Annotated in this window: 15 protein-coding genes; 9 read left to right on the forward strand and 6 right to left on the reverse strand. The window is 51.0% G+C overall.

The genetic code is table 11. The annotated features are described in order from the left end of the window. Window positions 1-161: 161 nt before the first annotated feature. Window positions 162-1,628 carry a VanW family protein gene (locus BLT35_RS16685; RefSeq protein ID WP_074729025.1) on the reverse strand — a complete coding sequence of 489 codons (1,467 nt, stop codon included), beginning with the start codon at window positions 1,626-1,628 and terminating at the stop codon, window positions 162-164. Window positions 1,629-1,970: 342 nt separating this feature from the next. Here BLT35_RS16685 and ftsE point away from each other — a divergent pair, with 342 nt between their 5' ends. The 5 genes from ftsE (at window position 1,971) to BLT35_RS16710 (ending at window position 7,921) form a co-directional block, all read left to right on the forward strand. Next, window positions 1,971-2,657 carry a cell division ATP-binding protein FtsE gene (gene ftsE, locus BLT35_RS16690; RefSeq protein ID WP_074729027.1) on the forward strand — a complete coding sequence of 229 codons (687 nt, stop codon included), beginning with the start codon at window positions 1,971-1,973 and terminating at the stop codon, window positions 2,655-2,657. Beyond that, window positions 2,647-3,564, forward strand: coding sequence for a permease-like cell division protein FtsX (gene ftsX / locus BLT35_RS16695; RefSeq protein ID WP_062410115.1), 918 nt, complete (start codon window positions 2,647-2,649; stop codon window positions 3,562-3,564). The genes ftsE and ftsX overlap by 11 nt, the downstream gene beginning before the upstream one ends. 56 nt (window positions 3,565-3,620) lie before the next feature. Further along, window positions 3,621-4,862 carry a murein hydrolase activator EnvC family protein gene (locus tag BLT35_RS16700; RefSeq protein ID WP_062410114.1) on the forward strand — a complete coding sequence of 414 codons (1,242 nt, stop codon included), beginning with the start codon at window positions 3,621-3,623 and terminating at the stop codon, window positions 4,860-4,862. A 93-nt stretch (window positions 4,863-4,955) separates the two neighbouring features. Continuing rightward, the gene (locus tag BLT35_RS16705) at window positions 4,956-6,404 is read left to right on the forward strand and encodes a S41 family peptidase (protein ID WP_074729071.1); all 1,449 of its coding nucleotides are present in this window, start codon (window positions 4,956-4,958) and stop codon (window positions 6,402-6,404) included. A 224-nt stretch (window positions 6,405-6,628) separates the two neighbouring features. Next, window positions 6,629-7,921 carry a PDZ domain-containing protein gene (locus BLT35_RS16710; protein WP_074729073.1) on the forward strand — a complete coding sequence of 431 codons (1,293 nt, stop codon included), beginning with the start codon at window positions 6,629-6,631 and terminating at the stop codon, window positions 7,919-7,921. Between the two features lie 77 nt (window positions 7,922-7,998). On the opposite strand, the gene BLT35_RS16715 is transcribed toward BLT35_RS16710, so the two are convergent. Continuing rightward, complete coding sequence (locus BLT35_RS16715) at window positions 7,999-8,751, reverse strand: flagellar motor protein MotB (protein ID WP_074729029.1); 753 nt, start codon at window positions 8,749-8,751, stop codon at window positions 7,999-8,001. Then, complete coding sequence (locus tag BLT35_RS16720; protein ID WP_074729032.1) at window positions 8,735-9,532, reverse strand: flagellar motor protein; 798 nt, start codon at window positions 9,530-9,532, stop codon at window positions 8,735-8,737. Before BLT35_RS16720 ends, BLT35_RS16715 begins: the two co-directional genes overlap by 17 nt. 268 nt (window positions 9,533-9,800) lie before the next feature. Between BLT35_RS16720 and uvrB the strand changes: the two genes are divergently transcribed. The 3 genes from uvrB to BLT35_RS16735 all read left to right on the forward strand — a co-directional run bounded on the left by uvrB (window position 9,801) and on the right by BLT35_RS16735 (window position 15,398). Beyond that, window positions 9,801-11,798 carry an excinuclease ABC subunit UvrB gene (gene uvrB / locus BLT35_RS16725; protein ID WP_054817652.1) on the forward strand — a complete coding sequence of 666 codons (1,998 nt, stop codon included), beginning with the start codon at window positions 9,801-9,803 and terminating at the stop codon, window positions 11,796-11,798. A 23-nt stretch (window positions 11,799-11,821) separates the two neighbouring features. Then, window positions 11,822-14,704 carry an excinuclease ABC subunit UvrA gene (gene uvrA, locus BLT35_RS16730; RefSeq protein ID WP_062410110.1) on the forward strand — a complete coding sequence of 961 codons (2,883 nt, stop codon included), beginning with the start codon at window positions 11,822-11,824 and terminating at the stop codon, window positions 14,702-14,704. Window positions 14,705-15,182: 478 nt separating this feature from the next. After that, entirely contained in the window at window positions 15,183-15,398 is a 216-nt protein-coding gene (locus BLT35_RS16735; protein WP_062410109.1) for a hypothetical protein, read from the forward strand. Window positions 15,399-15,551: 153 nt separating this feature from the next. On the opposite strand, the gene BLT35_RS16740 is transcribed toward BLT35_RS16735, so the two are convergent. After that, on the reverse strand, window positions 15,552-16,520 hold the full coding sequence (locus tag BLT35_RS16740; RefSeq protein ID WP_062410108.1) for a sugar phosphate isomerase/epimerase family protein: 969 nt from the start codon (window positions 16,518-16,520) through the stop codon (window positions 15,552-15,554). A 285-nt stretch (window positions 16,521-16,805) separates the two neighbouring features. Between BLT35_RS16740 and BLT35_RS16745 the strand changes: the two genes are divergently transcribed. After that, window positions 16,806-17,090 carry a hypothetical protein gene (locus tag BLT35_RS16745; protein WP_054820281.1) on the forward strand — a complete coding sequence of 95 codons (285 nt, stop codon included), beginning with the start codon at window positions 16,806-16,808 and terminating at the stop codon, window positions 17,088-17,090. A gap of 61 nt (window positions 17,091-17,151) precedes the next feature. On the opposite strand, the gene BLT35_RS16750 is transcribed toward BLT35_RS16745, so the two are convergent. Together BLT35_RS16750 and BLT35_RS16755 are read right to left on the reverse strand one after the other, a co-directional pair. After that, window positions 17,152-18,306, reverse strand: a complete 1,155-nt coding sequence (locus BLT35_RS16750) for an MBOAT family O-acyltransferase (protein ID WP_074729034.1) — start codon at window positions 18,304-18,306, stop codon at window positions 17,152-17,154. Between the two features lie 95 nt (window positions 18,307-18,401). Beyond that, window positions 18,402-19,319 carry a hypothetical protein gene (locus tag BLT35_RS16755; protein WP_062410106.1) on the reverse strand — a complete coding sequence of 306 codons (918 nt, stop codon included), beginning with the start codon at window positions 19,317-19,319 and terminating at the stop codon, window positions 18,402-18,404. Between the last annotated feature and the right edge of the window lie 81 nt (window positions 19,320-19,400).

Below are 19,400 nucleotides of genomic sequence, written 5' to 3' on the forward strand. Positions count from 1 at the left end.
CCGGCCAGATCATTGGCCGATGGGCGCCCCATCAATGTGCCGGCAAAGGTCGTTCCAGGCGTGTACCGCGGCTGCTTGCCGGATCACGGAGCAGGGGGGCATAAAGGTCAGCCAAGCGCCTCGGCCGGTGTAATGCTATCAAGTCATTAGAGCCCGATCTTTTACCGGAAATGGGGACCCTGGACGCCATCCTCGATCAAAAGCTTGGGCTTGTCGGCCCCTAGCGAAGAACGGCCGCTTGCGCCCGTTCCGCTATTGGAGGCGATGATCGTGGGCTGAGCGGTATAGGTGTCGCGCGAAAGCTTCTCTTTGGAAACCAATCTGCCGTTTTGTTTCTTGTAGCGATAGGTTTCGACGATATAACCGGGCTTACCTTTGGATATTGTCTCCTGTACACCGATTTTCAGGGAAGGATTCAGCACGTATTTGACTGGAGGAGCAAGCGTCGCCACCGTTTCCGATTTGACCTCATACGTGATGTCCGGCGGTGTTTGGCCGAATAACTTCACTGTCAGGCTGTGACGGTCCGTTGCTGTTCGGATAAGCACTGCATGCTCTGTGCTGTTGCGGAACTTGAAATTGATATGTCCGCTTGCAAAGGTAGCATCCTGACCCAGCGGTACATAGCTGACCGGCAGGGAGTGGTTTCGCCGTTCCACGACGGTAAGCCCGGCTCTCAGTACGGCGTTGTACAGCGTGGACGATACTTGGCATATGCCGCCGCCGATGCCGGGGACGAGCTTGCCATTGACAATGACCGGCGCTTCCTTGAAGCCGAACCGTTTTTCCGTTTGCTCGATATAAGGAGCATAGTCGAACACTTCACCTGGCTTTAGCAGGACATCCTGAAGCGAAGCTGCCGTAGACCGGACGTTGTGAACCCGGCCTTCACTGCTGACGGCGGGTGACTGGGTATTGGGGAAATTCGTTGTAAATTCACTGATTTTTCGAATGATTCCCTGCTCCTGCAGCGTACGCAGCGTAATTTGGGGATCTACGGTCCGCATGGGAACGTCTAAGGAAAGCGGCTGATTCTCCGATCCGCACAGCGTCTCCCAGGAAGAGAGTAACTTTTCCAGTTGCTCCTTCAATTTCTCTTCGTCGATGTGCTGTACCCGGATTTCCGGGATGTGACGAATCGTGTCATCCGGTCCAATCACCCGCCGGGCATTGATCGGCTGACGGGCATATACCTCGCGGAAGGCCTCCTTCAAGGCTCCTTGCACTTTCTCTTCCGGGAAGCGGGGAATCAGCGTCAACACCTCATGACGAAGGCGCCAGCGATAAACCGCCCGCTGAAAAGGCGATCCGAAGGTTAGCGGCTCGAGCCGGGCAAGCACCTCCTGCGTGTTCATTTCCAGTCCGAGCTGCTGCAGCGTACGTTCAGCGGACAGGCGTCCACCTTCGACATGCAACCGAATTTTGAATGCCGAAAGGCTTTTCTTTTTTTCCTCCAACTGCTTTTCGAATTCGGGCAGGGTCAGACCGCCGATGACCCAATCTCCGACCCTCACATCGCTTGAAATGCGCTGCAGTGAGCCATAAACGGCAACGGTCAGGAAGGCGGATAAGGATAGTGTCAGGACACTAATCCACAGCCAGACCAGACGTGAATTTGTAAAGGCCATCCCCAAATCTCCTTTTTTGAAAGCTCAACCGTTTCCCTTCATAAATTATGCGGCCAAGCCCAAAAACTTGCCTCAAACATCACGGGCCTGGCTTAGAGCCGCGGCGTCGGAAGATGACGGGTTATGCCCGGAATCGTCGAATTGGCGATCGGCCTGCTCATAAATAACGGACGATACAACAATTTTTTTGATGAATGTGACAATCTGTAGAAAATCAAAACTGTATAAAGGATTTTGCGTTTCTATGTCGAACTTATTAAGTCTGGTAGAAATCTGTCCTTCTTCCTAGCTCAAGCTTGCCTTTGAATGGGGTAAAACTCGCAAAATTCAGGATGTGATACCGTGATCGAAATGCAAGACGTTTGGAAGACATATCCAGACGGAAGTCACGCCTTACAAGGCATCAGCGTCAAGGTAGACCAAAGCGAATTTGTTTATGTCGTTGGCCCGTCCGGTGCCGGCAAATCGACTTTCATGAAAATGATTTATAGGGAAGAAAGGCCTACCAAAGGAACAATTTTCGTGAATGGCTTCAATTTGGAAAAGCTGAAACAGCGCAAAATCCCGTATGTCAGACGAAATATTGGCGTCATTTTCCAGGATTTTCGTCTGCTGCCCAAACTTACGGTATTTGAGAACGTGGCTTTTGCGATGGAGGTTATTGAGGCGCCCAAGAAAGTCATCAAGAAGCGTACGCTCGAGGTGCTCGAGCTGGTCCGCCTGAAAGATAAAGCAAACTCGCTTCCGACACAACTGTCTGGAGGGGAACAGCAGCGCGTGACTATTGCCCGGGCAATAGTCAACAAGCCATCAGTCATTATTGCCGATGAACCGACAGGAAACCTCGACCCTGACACATCGTGGGAAATCATGAAACTGATGGAGGAGATTAACTTTCGTGGAACCACGATTGTGATGGCAACACACAACAGAGAAATCGTCAATACGATACGCAAGCGGGTACTGGCTATCGAGTCCGGCAGGATCGTGCGTGATCAAGCGAGGGGTGAATACGGCTATGAAGATTAGCACGGCCGTAAGGCATCTGCGGGAGGGCGGAAAGAATGTCATCCGCAACGGTTGGATGTCGTTCGCTTCGATCAGTTCGATTGCCATTTCTTTGTTTATTTTAGGAGTTTTTTTGCTGTTAACGCTGAATGTTAATTTCCTGGCCCAGCAAATCGAACAGCAGGTGGAAATTCGCGTTTACATGGAAGTGAACACGCCCGACCATGAAATCAATCTGCTTCAGAGCCAAATTGCGGCTATTCCGCAAGTCAATAAAGTCACTTTCGTATCCAAAGAAGAAGGACTTGTCTTTCTTCGGGAAAAGCTTGGCGAGAGCGGCCGCCAACTGCTTGAAGGCTTTGACGGGGATAACAACCCGCTGAACGACTCGTTTACCGTCGAGGTATCGGAGCCCAGACAAGTGGCCGCTGTGGCACAGCAAATCAGCAGTCTCAATAACGGCAAGCCGGAAAAACCGATTCAGCGCGTCAGCTATGGCCAAGGAACAGTGGAAACGATGTTCAAAATCACGTCCATTGTCCGCAACATAGGGCTTGTTATTGTCGTCGGGCTGGCTCTGACCGCCATGTTCCTTATCGCCAATACCATCAAACTGACGATTGTGGCCCGCCGGCGCGAGATATCGATTATGAAGCTGGTTGGGGCTACCAATGCTTTTATCCGGTGGCCGTTCTTTATTGAAGGGGCGCTGCTCGGTATGATCGGTTCGGTAATCCCTGTAGTCATTCTGCTCTACGGTTATTGGCAGATGATGCAGTCGATTCAACTCGATTTGAACCTGATGCTCATCGAATTGCTTCCTTTTGAAAGCATCCGTTGGGAAACCGCGGGTCTCTTGATCAGCATAGGTGTTTTGATTGGCATATGGGGCAGTACGATTTCCGTTCGGAAATTTTTGAAGGTATAACGGTTAAAACCACCAAGACTTGACTGAGATGATGAAGAGTCGGAGGAGGAGCTGTATTGAAGAAGTCTCTACTGCCACTTGTCGCAGCTGCCGGTTTATTGGGCACCTTGCTTGTACCGCAGTCCGGTTTTGCTCTATCGGAATCGCAGCGGATTCAGCAGGAACTCAATCAGTTGAAAAAAACAAAATCGGCTATCCAGCAAAAAGCTGCGCAAACGGAAAAGCAAATTGCACAAGTACAGCAGGAGAAGCAGCAGACCGCAAATGATCTCAATACCATTTTGCAGCAAATCGATTCAACGAACAAAAAGCTGAATGAGCTGCAGGACCAGGAGGACAAGGTCACCGCTTCGCTTGAGGAAAATGCCGCCCAGCTGGATGAAGCCGAAGCGCGCATTACTTCCCGAGACCAAATGCTCAAATCGCGATTGCGGCTTATGTATATGAACGGCGTTGTCTCTTATGTCGATGTATTGCTCAGCTCGACCAATTTTACCGATTTTCTCGACAGGCTGTATGCGCTGAAGTCCATCGTAAATCAGGATAAGGAAATATTGGAAGCGAACAAGCGCGATCGCGATCTCGTTGCGGAAAAGCGCAAAGTCATTGAAAAGCAGTTTGCTGAGATTGCCAATTTAATCGCCCAATCGACGGCGATCAAAGCGGAGCTTGAAGTCAAAGAAAAGGAGAAGCAAGTCAAAATCGCGAGCTTGTCCGATCAGGAGCGAATACTTGAAGATATCAGCCAGGAAGAAGAGCAGCAAATGCTGAAGTTAGCCAGGGAGGAAGCGGCGAAGCAGCGGTCGTACCAGCAGGCAAGGGCAAGGGAGCTGGAGCAGCAAAGAGCGGCATCAGCGTCCAAGCAGGGTCAAAAATACGCTCCGGCATACACCTACAGCGGAGGTAAGTTTGCCTATCCGCTGCCGAATGTCGTCCGGATGTCATCCGATTTCGGAACGCGTACCGACCCGTTCACGGGACGCAAAACAACGCACAGCGGAATTGATCTTCCTGCCCCGGCCGGCACGAGTATTCTGGCTGCAGAAGATGGTGTAGTCATTTTGGCTGGTTGGTGGAGCGGCTACGGAAATACGGTCATTATCGATCATGGCAAAGGTGTCTGGACATTGTATGGACACATCCGTAACGATGGTATTGTTGTCAAGAAAGGCGATTCCGTCAAACGCGGGCAGAAGATTGCCGAGGTCGGCTCTACGGGCCGGTCTACGGGAAACCATCTGCATTTTGAAGTGCGGGTTAATGAATCGACTGTCGATCCAAAGCCGTATTTGCGCTAATCCAGCTGTTCATAAATAGGCAGAGCTTGTCATACACTAAAAAGACAAGTTTTGTAAGAAGCAGGGAACAGCAAAGGCGGTGTGGAAACGGAAATGAATTTCAAAGGGCGAACGGTACTGGTATTCGTTTTGTTGTCGATGTTTGCCGGCAGCATTATGACGCTTACGATAGTGCATCCGTCCATTTTTGCTTCGGTCGGGAAGGAAGCGGGACTGCAGACGGATGTTCAATCGGGGCTGACGGGCAAGGATATCTCCAAGATCGCAAAAACGTACCAGTTGATTGAGAGCAAGTTTTTAACGGAGGTTGATCGCGAGAAGGTCGTGAACGGGGCCATTAACGGCATGCTGTCCACACTGGAGGATCCGTTTACGGTGTACATGGATCAAAAGGAAGCGGAGCAGTTTGATGAGAATATCACCTCATCGTTCCAGGGAATTGGCGCGGAAGTGACCTCTGAGGACGGAAAAGTGGTCATTGTCGCCCCGATTAAAGGGTCTCCCGCGGAAAGGGCGGGACTGCATGCCAATGACGTCATCGTTTCGGTGAACGGTGAGAAGCTCGAGGGACTGTCCCTGAACCAGGCGATTATGAAAATTCGCGGTCCGAAGGGGACGCAGGCCAAGCTCGAGATTTTGAGAAGCGGGTCGCCCGAACCGATACCTGTCATCGTCGTACGTGACGACATCGATGTGGAGACGGTCTATGCGGAGATGCTTCCGGGACAGATCGGGAAAATCGAAATTCGTCAATTTGCAACCAATACGGCCGAACATTTTAAAGATGAATTGAAAAAATTGGAAGATCAAGGCATGAAAGGCCTGATTATTGATGTAAGAAACGATCCGGGGGGCTTGCTCTCGGCGGTGGTGGAAATCGTAGAGCCTTTCATCCCTAAAGGCAAGACGATCGTTCAAATCGAAAACCGAAAGGGAGAACGTGAAGAAACGAAGTCCCAGGGGACAGGAAAACCTTATCCGGTTTCGGTGCTGATTAATAAAGGCAGCGCCAGCGCATCGGAAATATTGGCCGGAGCACTTCACGATTCGGCAGGAAGCAAGCTGATCGGCGAAAACACCTTCGGCAAAGGTACGGTACAAGTGAACTTCGAGAAGGAAATGGGTGACGGCAGCAATATCAAGATGACCGTCTATAAATGGCTGACGCCAAACGGGACATGGATTCATAAGAAAGGAATCGAACCCAATATTGCCGTAGAACAGCCGGCCTATTTCAAGGTTGCACCGCTCAGTAAAAAAGAGACGCTGAAGCCGGATATGAACAACGAGGACATCAAAAATCTGCAGATCATGCTGCAGGGGTTGGGCCTGAATCCCGACCGTACGGACGGGTACTTTAGCGACAAAACGGCTCTCGCAGTCAAAGCGTTCCAGCGGATGAACAACCTTCCGGTGACCGGGGAAGTAGATACGGCCACGGCCGGAAAGCTGGAGAAAGCAATTTTGGAAGCGATCCGCGATACCAAGAACGATCTGCAGCTGAAGGCAGCCGTGGAGCATATGCATTCGGTCATCAAATAGGCATTCGGCGGTTTTCGATGTCGGCAAATTCCGGACGATGGCAGGAAAAGCGAAATCGGCGTCGAAATGGTATAAGAAGGCGGGCTTGAGGAATGAAGCCCGGCCTTCTTGTCTTTATGTTTCAGAAAAGATGTCGGCATGGTGCAAGACATCAAGATGACAAACGCTCGAGTTCTTCAAAGAACACCGGAGCCGTTTATCCTTATTTGGCGAAGGAGCAGGCCATGAATTGGGTTATGGAATTGGGCGTTCAAGGGCTTCATGCTCTGTTGCAATTGTTCATGCACCCATTTTATTATGCAGGAATATTGTTTATCCTCTTACAATACCGCAGGCAAATTGCGTTTGAACGCAAGCTTTTCTCCACTAAGCTTCACTCGCTTCTTTCGGAGACCTGGCGAACCGTACTGTGGGGATGGATCGGCGGCATCGCCGCTTCTGTTGTCATGGCGGGAGTGGGAGCAACGATCGACCCTGACGCGGTAATTCTGATCTGGTTGATCTCTTTGCTGCTGATTTTGATACGCGTGCGGTTTTTGTGCTGGGCTTACGCTATCGGCGTCATCGGCGTGCTTCAGGCGATTGTATTGGCGGTTCCGGCCTTGCAGGACAGCAGTACGTCCTGGGCTTGGTTCACGGCACCATTGCTTGCAGTGAATATGCCGTCCATGCTGGCGCTTATTGCCATACTCCATTTGGTCGAGGCGATGCTTATACGCCGTCAGGGAGCGCGATTCGGTACGCCGATGTTTTTCGAGAGCAAGCGGGGTAAAATCGTCGGCGGATACCAGCTCCAAGGATTTTGGCCGGTGGCGCTGTTTTTGCTGGTACCCGTGCAGAACGGCGGAGTTGGACCGCTTCCGTGGACACCGCTGCTTGGGGGAGATTTATGGAATAGCGGCTGGACCGTCATCGGCTTTCCCGTTATGATCGGTTTTACGGAGATGACCATGTCAAGGCTTCCGAAGGAAAAGGTCAAGGTCAGCTCGAATTGGCTTGTGTTGTATTCCGCAGCGCTGCTGCTGCTTGCGGGAATGACAGCGCTGTGGCCTGCGCTCACGGCTGCCGCCTGCTTGCTGTGCATTGCCATGCACGAAGCGTTGATCGCCTACAGCCGTTGGGATGAAGCAAAGAGAGCTCCATTGTTCGTACACAGCAGCAAGGGCCTTAAAATATTGGGGATTTTGCCTGGTAGTCCGGCTGAGGAAATGGGGCTTGTCGTGGGGGAAATCGTTCATAAAGTGAACGGTGTGCCTGTACGAACCAAACAAGAGCTTCATCTGGCCATGCAGCAAAATTCGGCCTTCTGTAAGCTGGAGGTATTGAATTTGGCGGGAGAGAGCAAATTTTTGAAACGGGCGGTGTTCTCCGGGGATCATCATCAACTGGGAATCATTCTGGCTCCGGATCAGGACGCGTTATACTACGCGGAGGAGAAGCAGACCTCGATTTGGGCCTACTTTAGGCGTAAACCTGCAGGCTTGAATAACAATAAGCGAAATTCAGAGTCGATGTAAGAAAAAGAAACGTAAGAAAGGCGTTCCTAATCTCCTGCTGCAGCAGGGGCTGGAAACGCCTTTCGGTGTTCATGCCTTCAAGGGGTCGATTTTTCCCTCAGCACGACGATTTCTACGCGACGGTTTTTGGCGCGGTTCTCCGGCGTGTTGTTATCCGCCACCGGCCGGGTATCCGCATACGAGGTCGAAATAAACTTTTTTTCGTCAAGTTTTGCATGATTGACGAAATAGCGCAGAACCGATAATGAACGGGCTTGGGATAATCCCCAATTATCCCGAAAGACCGAACCGGTCGCCAGCGGCAGATTGTCCGTATGTCCTTCGATACTAATGGTCGCATCCAGCGAAGGGAACAGACTTGCCAGCTGATTCAGGATCGGGAAAGCGGCGGGCTTCAGCTCGGCGTTGCCCAGATCGAACAGGAACAGGTCGTTTAACGTAATGGCGACCCCCCGAGGAGTGTCGGCCGCTGAAATTTGGGTCTGAAGCTGGTGTTCATCGATATAGGCTTGAATTTGCTCCAGCAAATTCTCAAGCTGCTTTTCTTCATGCTCTTTTTCCTGCTGCTCGCGCTTCGTTTCGTCCGATCCGCCTTTGGCCGGGTTGGCTGCACCCATGACACCTTCCCCCTGCTGCATGATCGAATCGGCTTTGAGAAATTCCGATTTCAGCGCCTGCGACAATACATCATATTTCTTGGCATCTATTTTACTCATGGCGTACATCACGACAAAGAAAATCAGCAGCAGCGTAATCAAATCGGCATATGTGATCAGCCAGCGTTCATGATTCTCATGCTGCTGGTGTTTGCGCCTATTTCTCCTCGCCATCGCTGTCACCTACACTTGCGCCTTCAACGGTTTTGTTCTCCCGATGAAGGAAGGAATTCAGTTTTTTCTTGATCAGCTGGGGATTTTCTCCGGCTTGGAGCGCCAAAATACCCTCAAGCATTAGTTCCATTACAGCGATAGTTTCTTTGCTGCGGGTTTTGATTTTGTTGGCAATCGGCAGGTAAATCACATTGGCTGTAGCAACGCCATATAACGTAGCGGAGAAGGCAATGGCGATCGCAGGACCCAGAGAACCGGGATCGGACAGGTTCCCGAGAACATGGATAAGACCCATCACGGTTCCGATAATTCCCATGGTCGGCGCGAAGCCTCCCGCCGCTTCGAACATTTTGGCCCAGCCTTCGTGCCGGTGTTCCAGCGCGTCCATTTCCAGCTCGAGAATCTGCCGTGTTAATTCGGGATCGGTTCCGTCAACGACCATGACCAGACCCTCCCGCAGAAATTCGTTCGGGTGCTCCAACGCCCGCTGCTCCAGAGAGAGAACGCCTTCTCTTCTCGCGGAGGTAGCCATGTCGACGAGCTCTTCTATGATCAACGAAGAATCGGTTTTGGATTCTTTGAAGGCCATATTCAGGGCCTTGCCGATTTGTTTTAACTGGGACATCGGAAAGCTGACAATGACCGCACCGATCGTGCCCCCGATGACAATTAATGCCGCGCTGGGGACGAATAGCGCCTCTACATGCCCTCCGTCCCAGATGTACCCTCCGATCAAAGCTCCTAAACCGATAAGAATTCCAAGAACTGCAGTGATATCCATGATTGGTTCCACCCCTAGATTTTCTTGTATAATAGCCATATCGCGGTTGATTGGTTTAGCGGTGTAAACGTTCCTCATTGGAAAAAGAGGAAATGGAAGCCATTTGCAACAAAGAGGGAAAAAAGGTATAATATATGGGAACAAATATTCCTATAGCAAAAATTGTCGGACAGCATCGAATCTGTGCGTTTGGTGCCTATATATTTAATCGGAAACAGTCAAATAAAAGTTTATATAGAGAACTCTTTTCCATGAAGCGGGTGATGAGATGAACGAGGTAGTGGTAAGCGATAAGAAGTTTCAGCTGGTATCGGAATTCGAGCCTCAGGGAGACCAGCCGGAAGCGATCAGGCGTCTGGTGGAAAGCATTCGTTCGGGACAGAAACACCAAACACTGCTAGGAGCGACGGGCACAGGCAAAACGTTTACGGCGGCTCATGTCATTGCCCAGTTGAACCGGCCTACGCTGCTGATTGCTCACAATAAGACGCTCGCTGCGCAGTTATGCAGCGAGCTGCAGGAGTTTTTCCCGAATAATGCAGTATCGTATTTTGTAAGCTACTATGACTATTATCAGCCCGAGGCGTATATCCCGTCGACAGACACTTACATCGAGAAGGATTCCAGCATCAACGAAGAAATTGATAAGCTGCGGCACTCCGCTACGAGTTCCTTGTTTGAACGCAGAGATGTGATCATCGTGGCCAGCGTGTCCTGTATTTTCGGTCTCGGTTCGCCAATGGAGTATCGCAATTTGGTTTTGTCGCTGCGGGTGGGGATGGAACGCTCCCGCAATGAAATTTTGCATCGGTTGATCGATATTCAATATCAGAGAAATGATTTTAACTTTGTCCGCGGCACATTCCGTGTCCGCGGTGATGTCATTGAAATATTCCCGGCTTCACGGGGGGAACAGGCGGTTCGCATCGAGTTATTCGGAGACGAGATCGAACGGATTACGGAGATCGACGTGCTAACGGGAGAAATTATCGGCCAACGGGATCACATCGCCATTTTTCCGGCATCGCACTTCGTAACCCACGAGGATAATATGAAGCGGGCGCTCGTCAATATTGAACGGGAGCTGGAGGAACGGCTGGCCGAGCTGAGAGGACAGGGTAAGCTGCTGGAAGCCCAGCGGCTGGAGCAGCGTACACGCTATGACATTGAGATGATGCAGGAAATGGGCTTTTGCTCGGGCATTGAGAACTATTCCGGTCCGCTGACATTCCGCGAACGCGGAGCCACACCATACACGCTGCTGGATTATTTTCCGGACGATATGCTGATCATCGTTGATGAATCCCATGTCACGCTTCCGCAGATTCGGGGCATGTACAACGGCGACCGGGCGCGCAAGGAAGTATTGGTGGAGCACGGCTTCCGGCTTCCGTCGGCGCTGGATAACCGGCCTCTCCGATTCGAAGAATTCGAACAAAAGATCAATCAGATCTTATATATATCGGCTACGCCGGGACCGTATGAAATCGAGCACTGTCCAGAAATGGTCGAGCAAATCATCCGGCCCACCGGACTGGTGGATCCGGAGATCGACGTCAGACCCACGAAGGGCCAAATCGACGATCTGGTCGGGGAAATTCAGGACCGCATCAAGAAGGATGAACGCGTGCTGGTGACGACGCTGACTAAGAAAATGGCGGAAGATTTAACCGATTATCTCAAAGAAATCGGCATCAAGGTGCGCTACCTGCATTCGGATATCAAGACGCTGGAGCGCATGCAAATTTTACGGGAACTGCGGCTTGGCGTATTCCACGTGCTGGTAGGGATCAACCTATTACGGGAAGGACTTGACCTTCCGGAGGTGTCGCTGGTGGCCATACTCGATGCGGATAAGGAAGGCTTTCTTCGCGCCGAACGATCGCTTATTCAGACGATTGGCCGCGCTGCACGGAACGCGAACGGTCGTGTCATCATGTACGGCGATAAGATCACAGACTCCATGGCCAAAGCGATTCAAGAAACCGAACGCCGCCGCCGCATTCAGATGGCATATAACGAAAAGCACGGCATAACGCCGCAAACGATACAAAAGAAAGTGCGCGATGTGATTGAAGCGACGAAAGTCGCCGAGCAGAAGACGGAATATTTGGCGGATATCAAGCAGACCAAGATGTCCAAGAAGGACCGGATGTCGTTGATCGAACGGTTGGAGAAGGAAATGAAGGAAGCAGCCAAAAACCTGCAGTTCGAACGCGCGGCAGAGCTGCGCGATGCTGTGCTTGAGCTGAAGGCGGAGCTGTAACGAAGGGAAGGGTGGACAGGCGCGTGGCCAGAGACAATATCGTAATTAAAGGCGCGAGAGCGCACAATCTAAAAAATATCGACGTCACCATACCGCGGGATAAGTTCGTCGTACTTACGGGGCTTAGCGGCTCTGGCAAATCTTCGCTAGCATTCGATACGATTTATGCCGAAGGACAGAGACGGTACGTAGAGTCTCTGTCCGCCTATGCACGGCAGTTCCTGGGTCAGATGGATAAGCCGGATGTCGACTCGATCGACGGATTGTCACCCGCCATTTCGATCGACCAGAAAACGACAAGCCGAAATCCGCGTTCCACGGTCGGAACGGTAACCGAAATCTATGATTATCTGCGCCTGCTGTTTGCACGTATTGGACGCCCGCATTGTCCGGTGCACCACATCGAAATTACTTCGCAAACGGTTGAACAAATGGTCGACCGGATCATGGAGTATCCGGAGCGGACAAAGCTGCAAATTTTGGCGCCGATTGTCTCCGGACGCAAAGGCGAGCATACGAAGCTGCTAGCGGAGATTCAAAAGCAGGGCTTTGTACGGGTGCGGGTCAACGGTGAAATCCGGGAGTTATCGGAATCGATTACGCTGGAGAAAAACAAAAAACACAATATTGAAGTCGTTGTCGACCGTATTGTGGTGAAAGCAGATATCGAGACCCGCTTGGCAGACTCATTGGAGACCGCGCTGAAGCTGGCGGAAGGCCGCGTTATCGTCGATGTGATGGAACAGGAGGAGCTCTTGTTCAGCCAAAATTTGGCCTGTCCGGAATGCGGCTTTAGCATCGAGGAGCTGGCGCCGAGGATGTTTTCGTTTAATAGTCCGTTTGGTGCTTGCCCCGAGTGTGACGGTCTCGGACAGAAGATGGTGGTTGACCCCGAGATGCTCGTGCCAAACCCGAAGCTGACGATCCGCGAAGGGGCTTTTGAAGCATGGGCCGGCAGCACCTCCAACTATTACCCGCAGTTTTTGGCGGCCGTGTGCGAACATTACGGAATCCCGCAGGATAAGCCGGTTGCCGAGCTCAGCAAGGACCATATGCAGAAGCTGCTTTACGGAACGGGCGGGGAAAAGGTGCGCTTCCGTTACGAGAATGATTTTGGCCATAAAAAAGAAGCTATGGTCGCCTTTGAGGGAATTGTGCACAACCTGGAGCGCCGTTACCGGGAGACGTTCTCCGACGGCATTCGTGAGCACATCGAAACGTATATGAGCGCGAAGGCTTGCGGCAAATGTAAAGGACACCGTCTAAAGCCTGAGTCGCTCGCAGTCTTCATTAATTCGAAAAACATTTCCGATGTAACGTCGCTGTCCATCGGCGAGGCACAGGAGTGGTTTGAATCGCTCACCCTGACTGACCGGGAGCTGCAGATCGCACACCTGATCCTTAAAGAAATCAAAGCAAGACTCGGTTTCCTGGTGAATGTAGGGCTGGATTATTTAACGCTGCATCGCGCAGCAGGCACCTTATCCGGCGGGGAAGCGCAGCGGATCAGGTTGGCTACGCAAATTGGCTCCAGCTTAATGGGCGTGCTGTATATTCTGGACGAACCGAGCATCGGTCTGCATCAGAGGGACAATGACCGGTTGATCAAGACATTGGAGCACATGCGCGACCTCGGCAATACGCTGATTGTGGTAGAGCATGACGAGGATACGATGCTGGCTGCGGATTATATCATTGACATCGGACCGGGGGCGGGCATTCACGGTGGCAGGGTGATCTCTCAAGGCACGCCGAAAGAGGTCATGGAGGATCCCAACTCCCTGACGGGGCAATATCTGAGCGGCCGCAAGTTTATCCCGATTGCGGCGGAGCGCCGTAAGCCTAACGGCAAGTGGCTGGAAATCCGGGGCGCCAAAGAAAATAATCTGCGGGGTGTGAATGTCAAGATTCCACTGGGCGTGTTCACCTGCGTGACTGGCGTTTCGGGCTCGGGCAAGAGTACGCTGATCAATGAGATTTTGTACAAAACACTGGCCAAAGAGCTAAACGGGGCCAAGGTGCGTCCAGGTGAATATAAGGAGTTTAAAGGGCTGGAGCATATCGATAAAGTCATTGACATCGACCAGTCTCCGATCGGGCGGACTCCCCGTTCCAACCCGGCTACCTATACGGGCGTGTTCGACGATATTCGTGATCTTTTCTCGGCGACGAACGAAGCGAAGGTACGGGGCTACAAGAAAGGCCGGTTCAGCTTCAATGTGAAGGGCGGACGCTGCGAGGCTTGCCGCGGTGACGGGATTATCAAAATAGAAATGCATTTTCTGCCGGATGTCTATGTTCCGTGCGAGGTGTGCAAGGGCAAGCGGTACAACCGGGAAACACTGGAGGTCAAATACAAGGGGAAAAGTATTTCGGATGTACTGGAGATGACCATCGAGGACGCCTGCGAGTTCTTTAAAAACATTCCTCGTATCCACAGGAAGCTTCAGACATTGCTGGATGTCGGGCTCGGATATATGAACCTTGGACAGCCTGCTACGACACTTTCGGGCGGCGAAGCGCAGCGTGTGAAGCTGGCTGCAGAGCTCTACCGGCGCAGTACCGGCAAGACGATCTATATTCTCGATGAACCGACTACAGGCCTGCATATCCACGATATCGACCGTCTGCTTAAAGTGCTGCACCGTTTAGTGGAGAACGGCGATTCCGTACTTGTCATCGAACATAATCTTGATGTGATCAAGACGGCCGATTATATCATCGACCTCGGACCGGAGGGCGGAAATCGCGGAGGAACGATTGTAGCTACCGGTAAACCGGAAGATATCGTAAACGTCGAAGCCTCCTATACGGGCAAGTATTTAAAACCGATTCTTGAACGGGACACCGCCCGTTCGGAGGATTACCGTCAGCGGTTGAAAGAGATGGAAGACGCAGTGGTGTAACGATGCCTTCGGAAGCCATTTATTGAAGGCAGATGACAGGAAGGGCTGACCCCTTAAGTGAAATGCTCACTTATCGGGTTACCCCTTTTTCGTGATGTTCGACTGGACGTTGATAACTTTTTCCCCGTCGATCCCCTTTCGCTGCGGGACTAAATGCCTAACATTGAATTTCGGCATATCCGAACGTTATAAATATTAGAAGAAATGGACATTTTATATTTACGTGGAAGGTTCAAGAAATCACGGCCGCATTTGCCCCTTTTGGGGCGGCACGTCAATGTCTCCGGCATACAACCGGTGAACAGATGGTTTTAACGAAATTGGAGTTGGAATTTACCGGTGAAAAGTTGACAATCTTGTTACATTTGAGGTTTTATGCCTTTTGCAAAACGCTCTGCGGATAAAATCGCTTGCACATCCGGACGAGTCAAGATAAGATAGAAACTAAGCATTTTTGTATATTGAAGGAGGTCTCTCCATGTTTTTGGCTGAAGAGGCAGCAGCTACAGCAAGCAAATTTACCGGATTCGATCCATTCGTAATTTTGTTTACGATTATTATCGCCATTGGCTTGGTACGTCTGCTGGCTGCACCTAAGAAGAATCCTTTTGCCATTGGTTTTACGATCGTAAGCTTGTTGGTTTTTTTAACTTTGGACGTTGTCATGGTGATGGGTTGGTTGGGTAAATTGTAAGTATACGTTTCACAAACATAAATAGAGACGTATCAAAGGCAGTGCTCAGGCACTGTTTTTTTTGTTGTTCGAAACTTTCCGTACATCAAAAAATAAGATGCGGTCTCCGCCTGCTGCAGGCCAAGCCGCACCTCTTAGTGATTTTAGCCTATGTTATACCCACCACATCTCGCCGAGCGGCTCTTTAATCAGCACTTGCTGCAGATTTTGAACGGCTTTGGTGAAGCCTTCTTCGATCGACATGAGTCCGTCTTCGTGCTCAATGCTGACCACGTAATCGTAGCCCGTGAGACGCAGCGCGCTGATGATATCCGCCCAAGTCTTGATGTCGTGTCCGTAACCAACGGTACGGAACTGCCAAGCACGGTCCAGCATATTTGTGTATGGCTGCATATCGGTTACACCGTAGCGGTTGACGTTGATCGGGTCAATGGTTGTGTCCTTGGCATGGAAATGGTGAATGGCACCGGCACGTCCGAGAATTTGAACCGCTTGCACGGGATCGATGCCTTGCCACCACATATGGCTCGGGTCAAGGTTCGCGCCGATGACCTCCCCTGCCGCTTCGCGGAGACGAAGCAGGGTTGCCGGGGTATGAACGGAGAATCCGCCGTGAAGCTCCAGACCGAACTTGACGCCGCGGTCGGCTGCGTACTTACCGGTTTCGGTCCAGTACGGAATGACCTTATTGGTCCACTGCCAGTCCAAAATTTCTTGATAATCCGGCGGCCATGGAGCAACAGGCCAATTCGGATACTTGGCGTCCTCGGAATCTCCAGGGCACCCGGAAAATGTATTGACAACGGGAACCTCCAGTTTTTGCGCGAGATCGACGGTCTTGAGGATCGCTTCATGGTCGGCCTTGGAAATCGCTTTTTGCGGATGTAAAGGATTCGCATGGCAGCTTAAAGCGCTAATGATGAGTCCGCGGGATTCCACCGCTTTTTTGAATTCCTTTAACTTGCTTTCGTCATTCAGCAGCACGTCAGGATTGCAGTGAGCGTTACCGGGATAGCCTCCCGTACCGAGCTCTACAGCCTCAAGGCCTTGGGCTGCGATGTAATCCAGAGCCTCTTCCAGAGGCTTTTGTTGGAACAATACCGTAAAAACGCCTAATTTCATGGGACACCTCCGAAAAATATTGGAAATGAACGCGTGTACAACATAACGTTCCATCCAAATTATATCATTGAATCCAGGCAACGCAAACTTTTTTAGTTTAGGAAGTAAAAGTTTATCGGTTAGCGTAAAAAGGTTCACAATGGACATCATATGTGGAATAAAATGCAATTCGACAAAAAAATTTACAGCGTTCCTGTTTTTTTGCACCCGGCGTAGTTTAATATAAATATTGTTTCATGAAAAACAGTGGTTTGGATAACTGGAATGAAAGGGCTGATCTGAGAGATGAACAAAGACACCCAAATCGTTGAAACGGTCGCCGGGACATGGCTTCGCTTTCCAAACAGCTTCAAAAAGTCTCACTGTCTGGTAGAACTGCCCGATCAGATTTCATTGAACATTAATGTGAAAAACGGTAGCGTGAATGTGTACAAAAAAGACGGAAACCATGTGTACCAGTACATTGGCGATGTCTTTATCTCTTCGACGGGGAATCAGTTGCAATGCTCGGCCGTTTCGGCGCAGAATCCGGAAGAGGACAGATCTTTGCAGCAATCGGATGCCAGCTGAAAACGAATGAGCTTAAACAAAGAAGCAGCGCCCGTAGGATCGGGACGCTGCTTTATCACATTCAGAAGGGCCAATTCATGAGGCCGCGATAAATGTGTAGCACGGTTTCTTCGTGACCGCTGTATACGATAACGGCCGCTGTAACGAACAATTGCGTCAAAGCGCAGCGGGCGTAGAAGTAAGTGCGGGATACCTTTTTCTTGTTGACCGTAGATTTTCCAAGCAGATTCTCCAGTGCAAGCAGCACACCGTGATACATGCCCCAAAGCAGATACAGCCAGCTGAATCCGTGCCATAAGCCGATCAGCACCATGATCAGGACGGATAAGCCCGCTGCGGTCCATTTGGTGGGTGCCTGCCGGGAGAAGAAGATAAAGATATGGTCGCGGAACCAATCGCCGAGCGTGGCGTGCCAGTTGCGCCAATACTGCGTCAAAGTAGGAGAAGAGAACGGCTTCTTGAAGTTTTCCGGGATGTTGTAGCCCATGAGCCGCCCGAAACCGACCGCAATATCCGAATAGCCGGAGAAATCAAAGAAGATCAGCACGTAAAACCAGACCATCAGAAAGAGCGACTGGTGGGTATGCAGATCCGGCTGCTGGGAAACCTGATTGAACACGTCCGTCATCCAGGTGACGAGCACGATCTTTTTGAACATGCCCAGAATGATCCGTTTGATGGCCTGTTCGGTCTGCGCAGCGTTCAATTGGTATGGCTGTTTCGTGTCGGCCATAAAGTCGCGGAATTTTAGAATCGGGCCGGACGTAAAGGTAGGAATAAATAAAATATAGTTAAAATAGTCCAAAACCGGCGTACGGGCGTCTTTTCCGAAGAAATAGGCGAAATAGAGCGCGTCGATGACCTTCAGGACATTGTAAATCAAGCCGAGCAGCATGACCGCGTCAAAAAGCGGGTTCGTGAACACCTCCATGCCGAACAGCCGCAGTGTGGACACCGCCGCCACATTGGCACCGATCAGCGTAATAAACCAGCCCTTGCGGAAGTGTCGGGTTTGGCACAGAAACAGGAAGGCCATGTAATTCAGCGATGTATAGGCCAAATAGAAGAAGAACAGCTTTTCACTGAACAGCAGCAAAAAGCACAAATTGAACGCGAGCAGCAGATAGCGCTTATTGCTCGGCCAGCGGCGGGTAAGAACGAGCACAAGTACCATGCCGGTCAAGGCCATGACCGCGTTCATATTCAAATACCACATAACCTGACGCCTCCAAAATCAGAACCCTTCGTAAATGAACAGCCCTTTGCCGGTAAAATAAATGAGCACCGTGATGAGCATGGCGAGATACACGATCACTTCGAGGAGTTTGCGAGCGAATCGAGCCATGCGTCCACCTCCTTCGTAAACACGGGAGCCCCCTCCTGGCGGCTCAAATGAACGAGATCATGAAAATATTTTGGATCGTATGTCAGCAGCGCATCAAGGACAGGTACGCCCGCAGCATTCAGACGGGCATTCACCTCTTCCTGCAGTCCGTGCATATAGGCGGGAAGCGGATAATCCGGATTCCACGGCATCCAAACGACCCGAAGCGGCAGCCGATTTTCTTTACAGTAATCGATGATCCAATCCAGCGCCTGCAGGTTGTCTTTATAATCATGCCGGGACATCCAGCCGAATCGGCGTTCATAGTCGTTCCACTTTGTACGGAGTTCTTCATCGGACAGTCGACCGAAGTAAAGCTGTTTGTCAATCCAGCGCGGCTGGTAGGCGAACAGCTCGGAGCGGTTCAGCTCGACCGTGCCTTTGTACAGCTGGCGGACGAACTCCGTGCCGGAATCGCGAAAATAATCGCGGTACGCGTAGACGTAAGGCTGGTACCACGGCTTAAACCACTGGTAAGTAGGATCGGTTTCGAGGCTGTCGATCATCGTATGGACATCAATACCGATGACGAGCTGATCTTCCACATGGTAAAGCTGCCGCTCCAGAATCGCCTTCAGATCCGTCAGTTTTCCGTAGGAGAGCCCCATCTCGACCAGCCCGGATTTCGATTCGGATTCGATATAAGCCCCCGTCACCGCCGAATTGCCGTAGAATACAGGACCGTGGTTTACCCAGTCATGATGATAAAGCGTCTTTGTAAAATCGTTTTTATAAAAACGCCGCGACGATGCCATCGGGTCCCACCAGCTGATGAGAGCGTCCGACAGCACGAAAGCGGCCAAGAGAAGCAGCACAAAGCTGTTTTTACGGATAAAAGCGATCATATGGCTTAAACCACACTTTGTAAAAGAATGAGGCAGGCCGGTAAGGCCATAGCCGTTGTTCCGGTATGGAATCGACCGGCG

Source organism: Paenibacillus naphthalenovorans (genome assembly GCF_900099895.1).
In the GTDB taxonomy this organism is placed as follows: domain Bacteria; phylum Bacillota; class Bacilli; order Paenibacillales; family NBRC-103111; genus Paenibacillus_G; species Paenibacillus_G naphthalenovorans.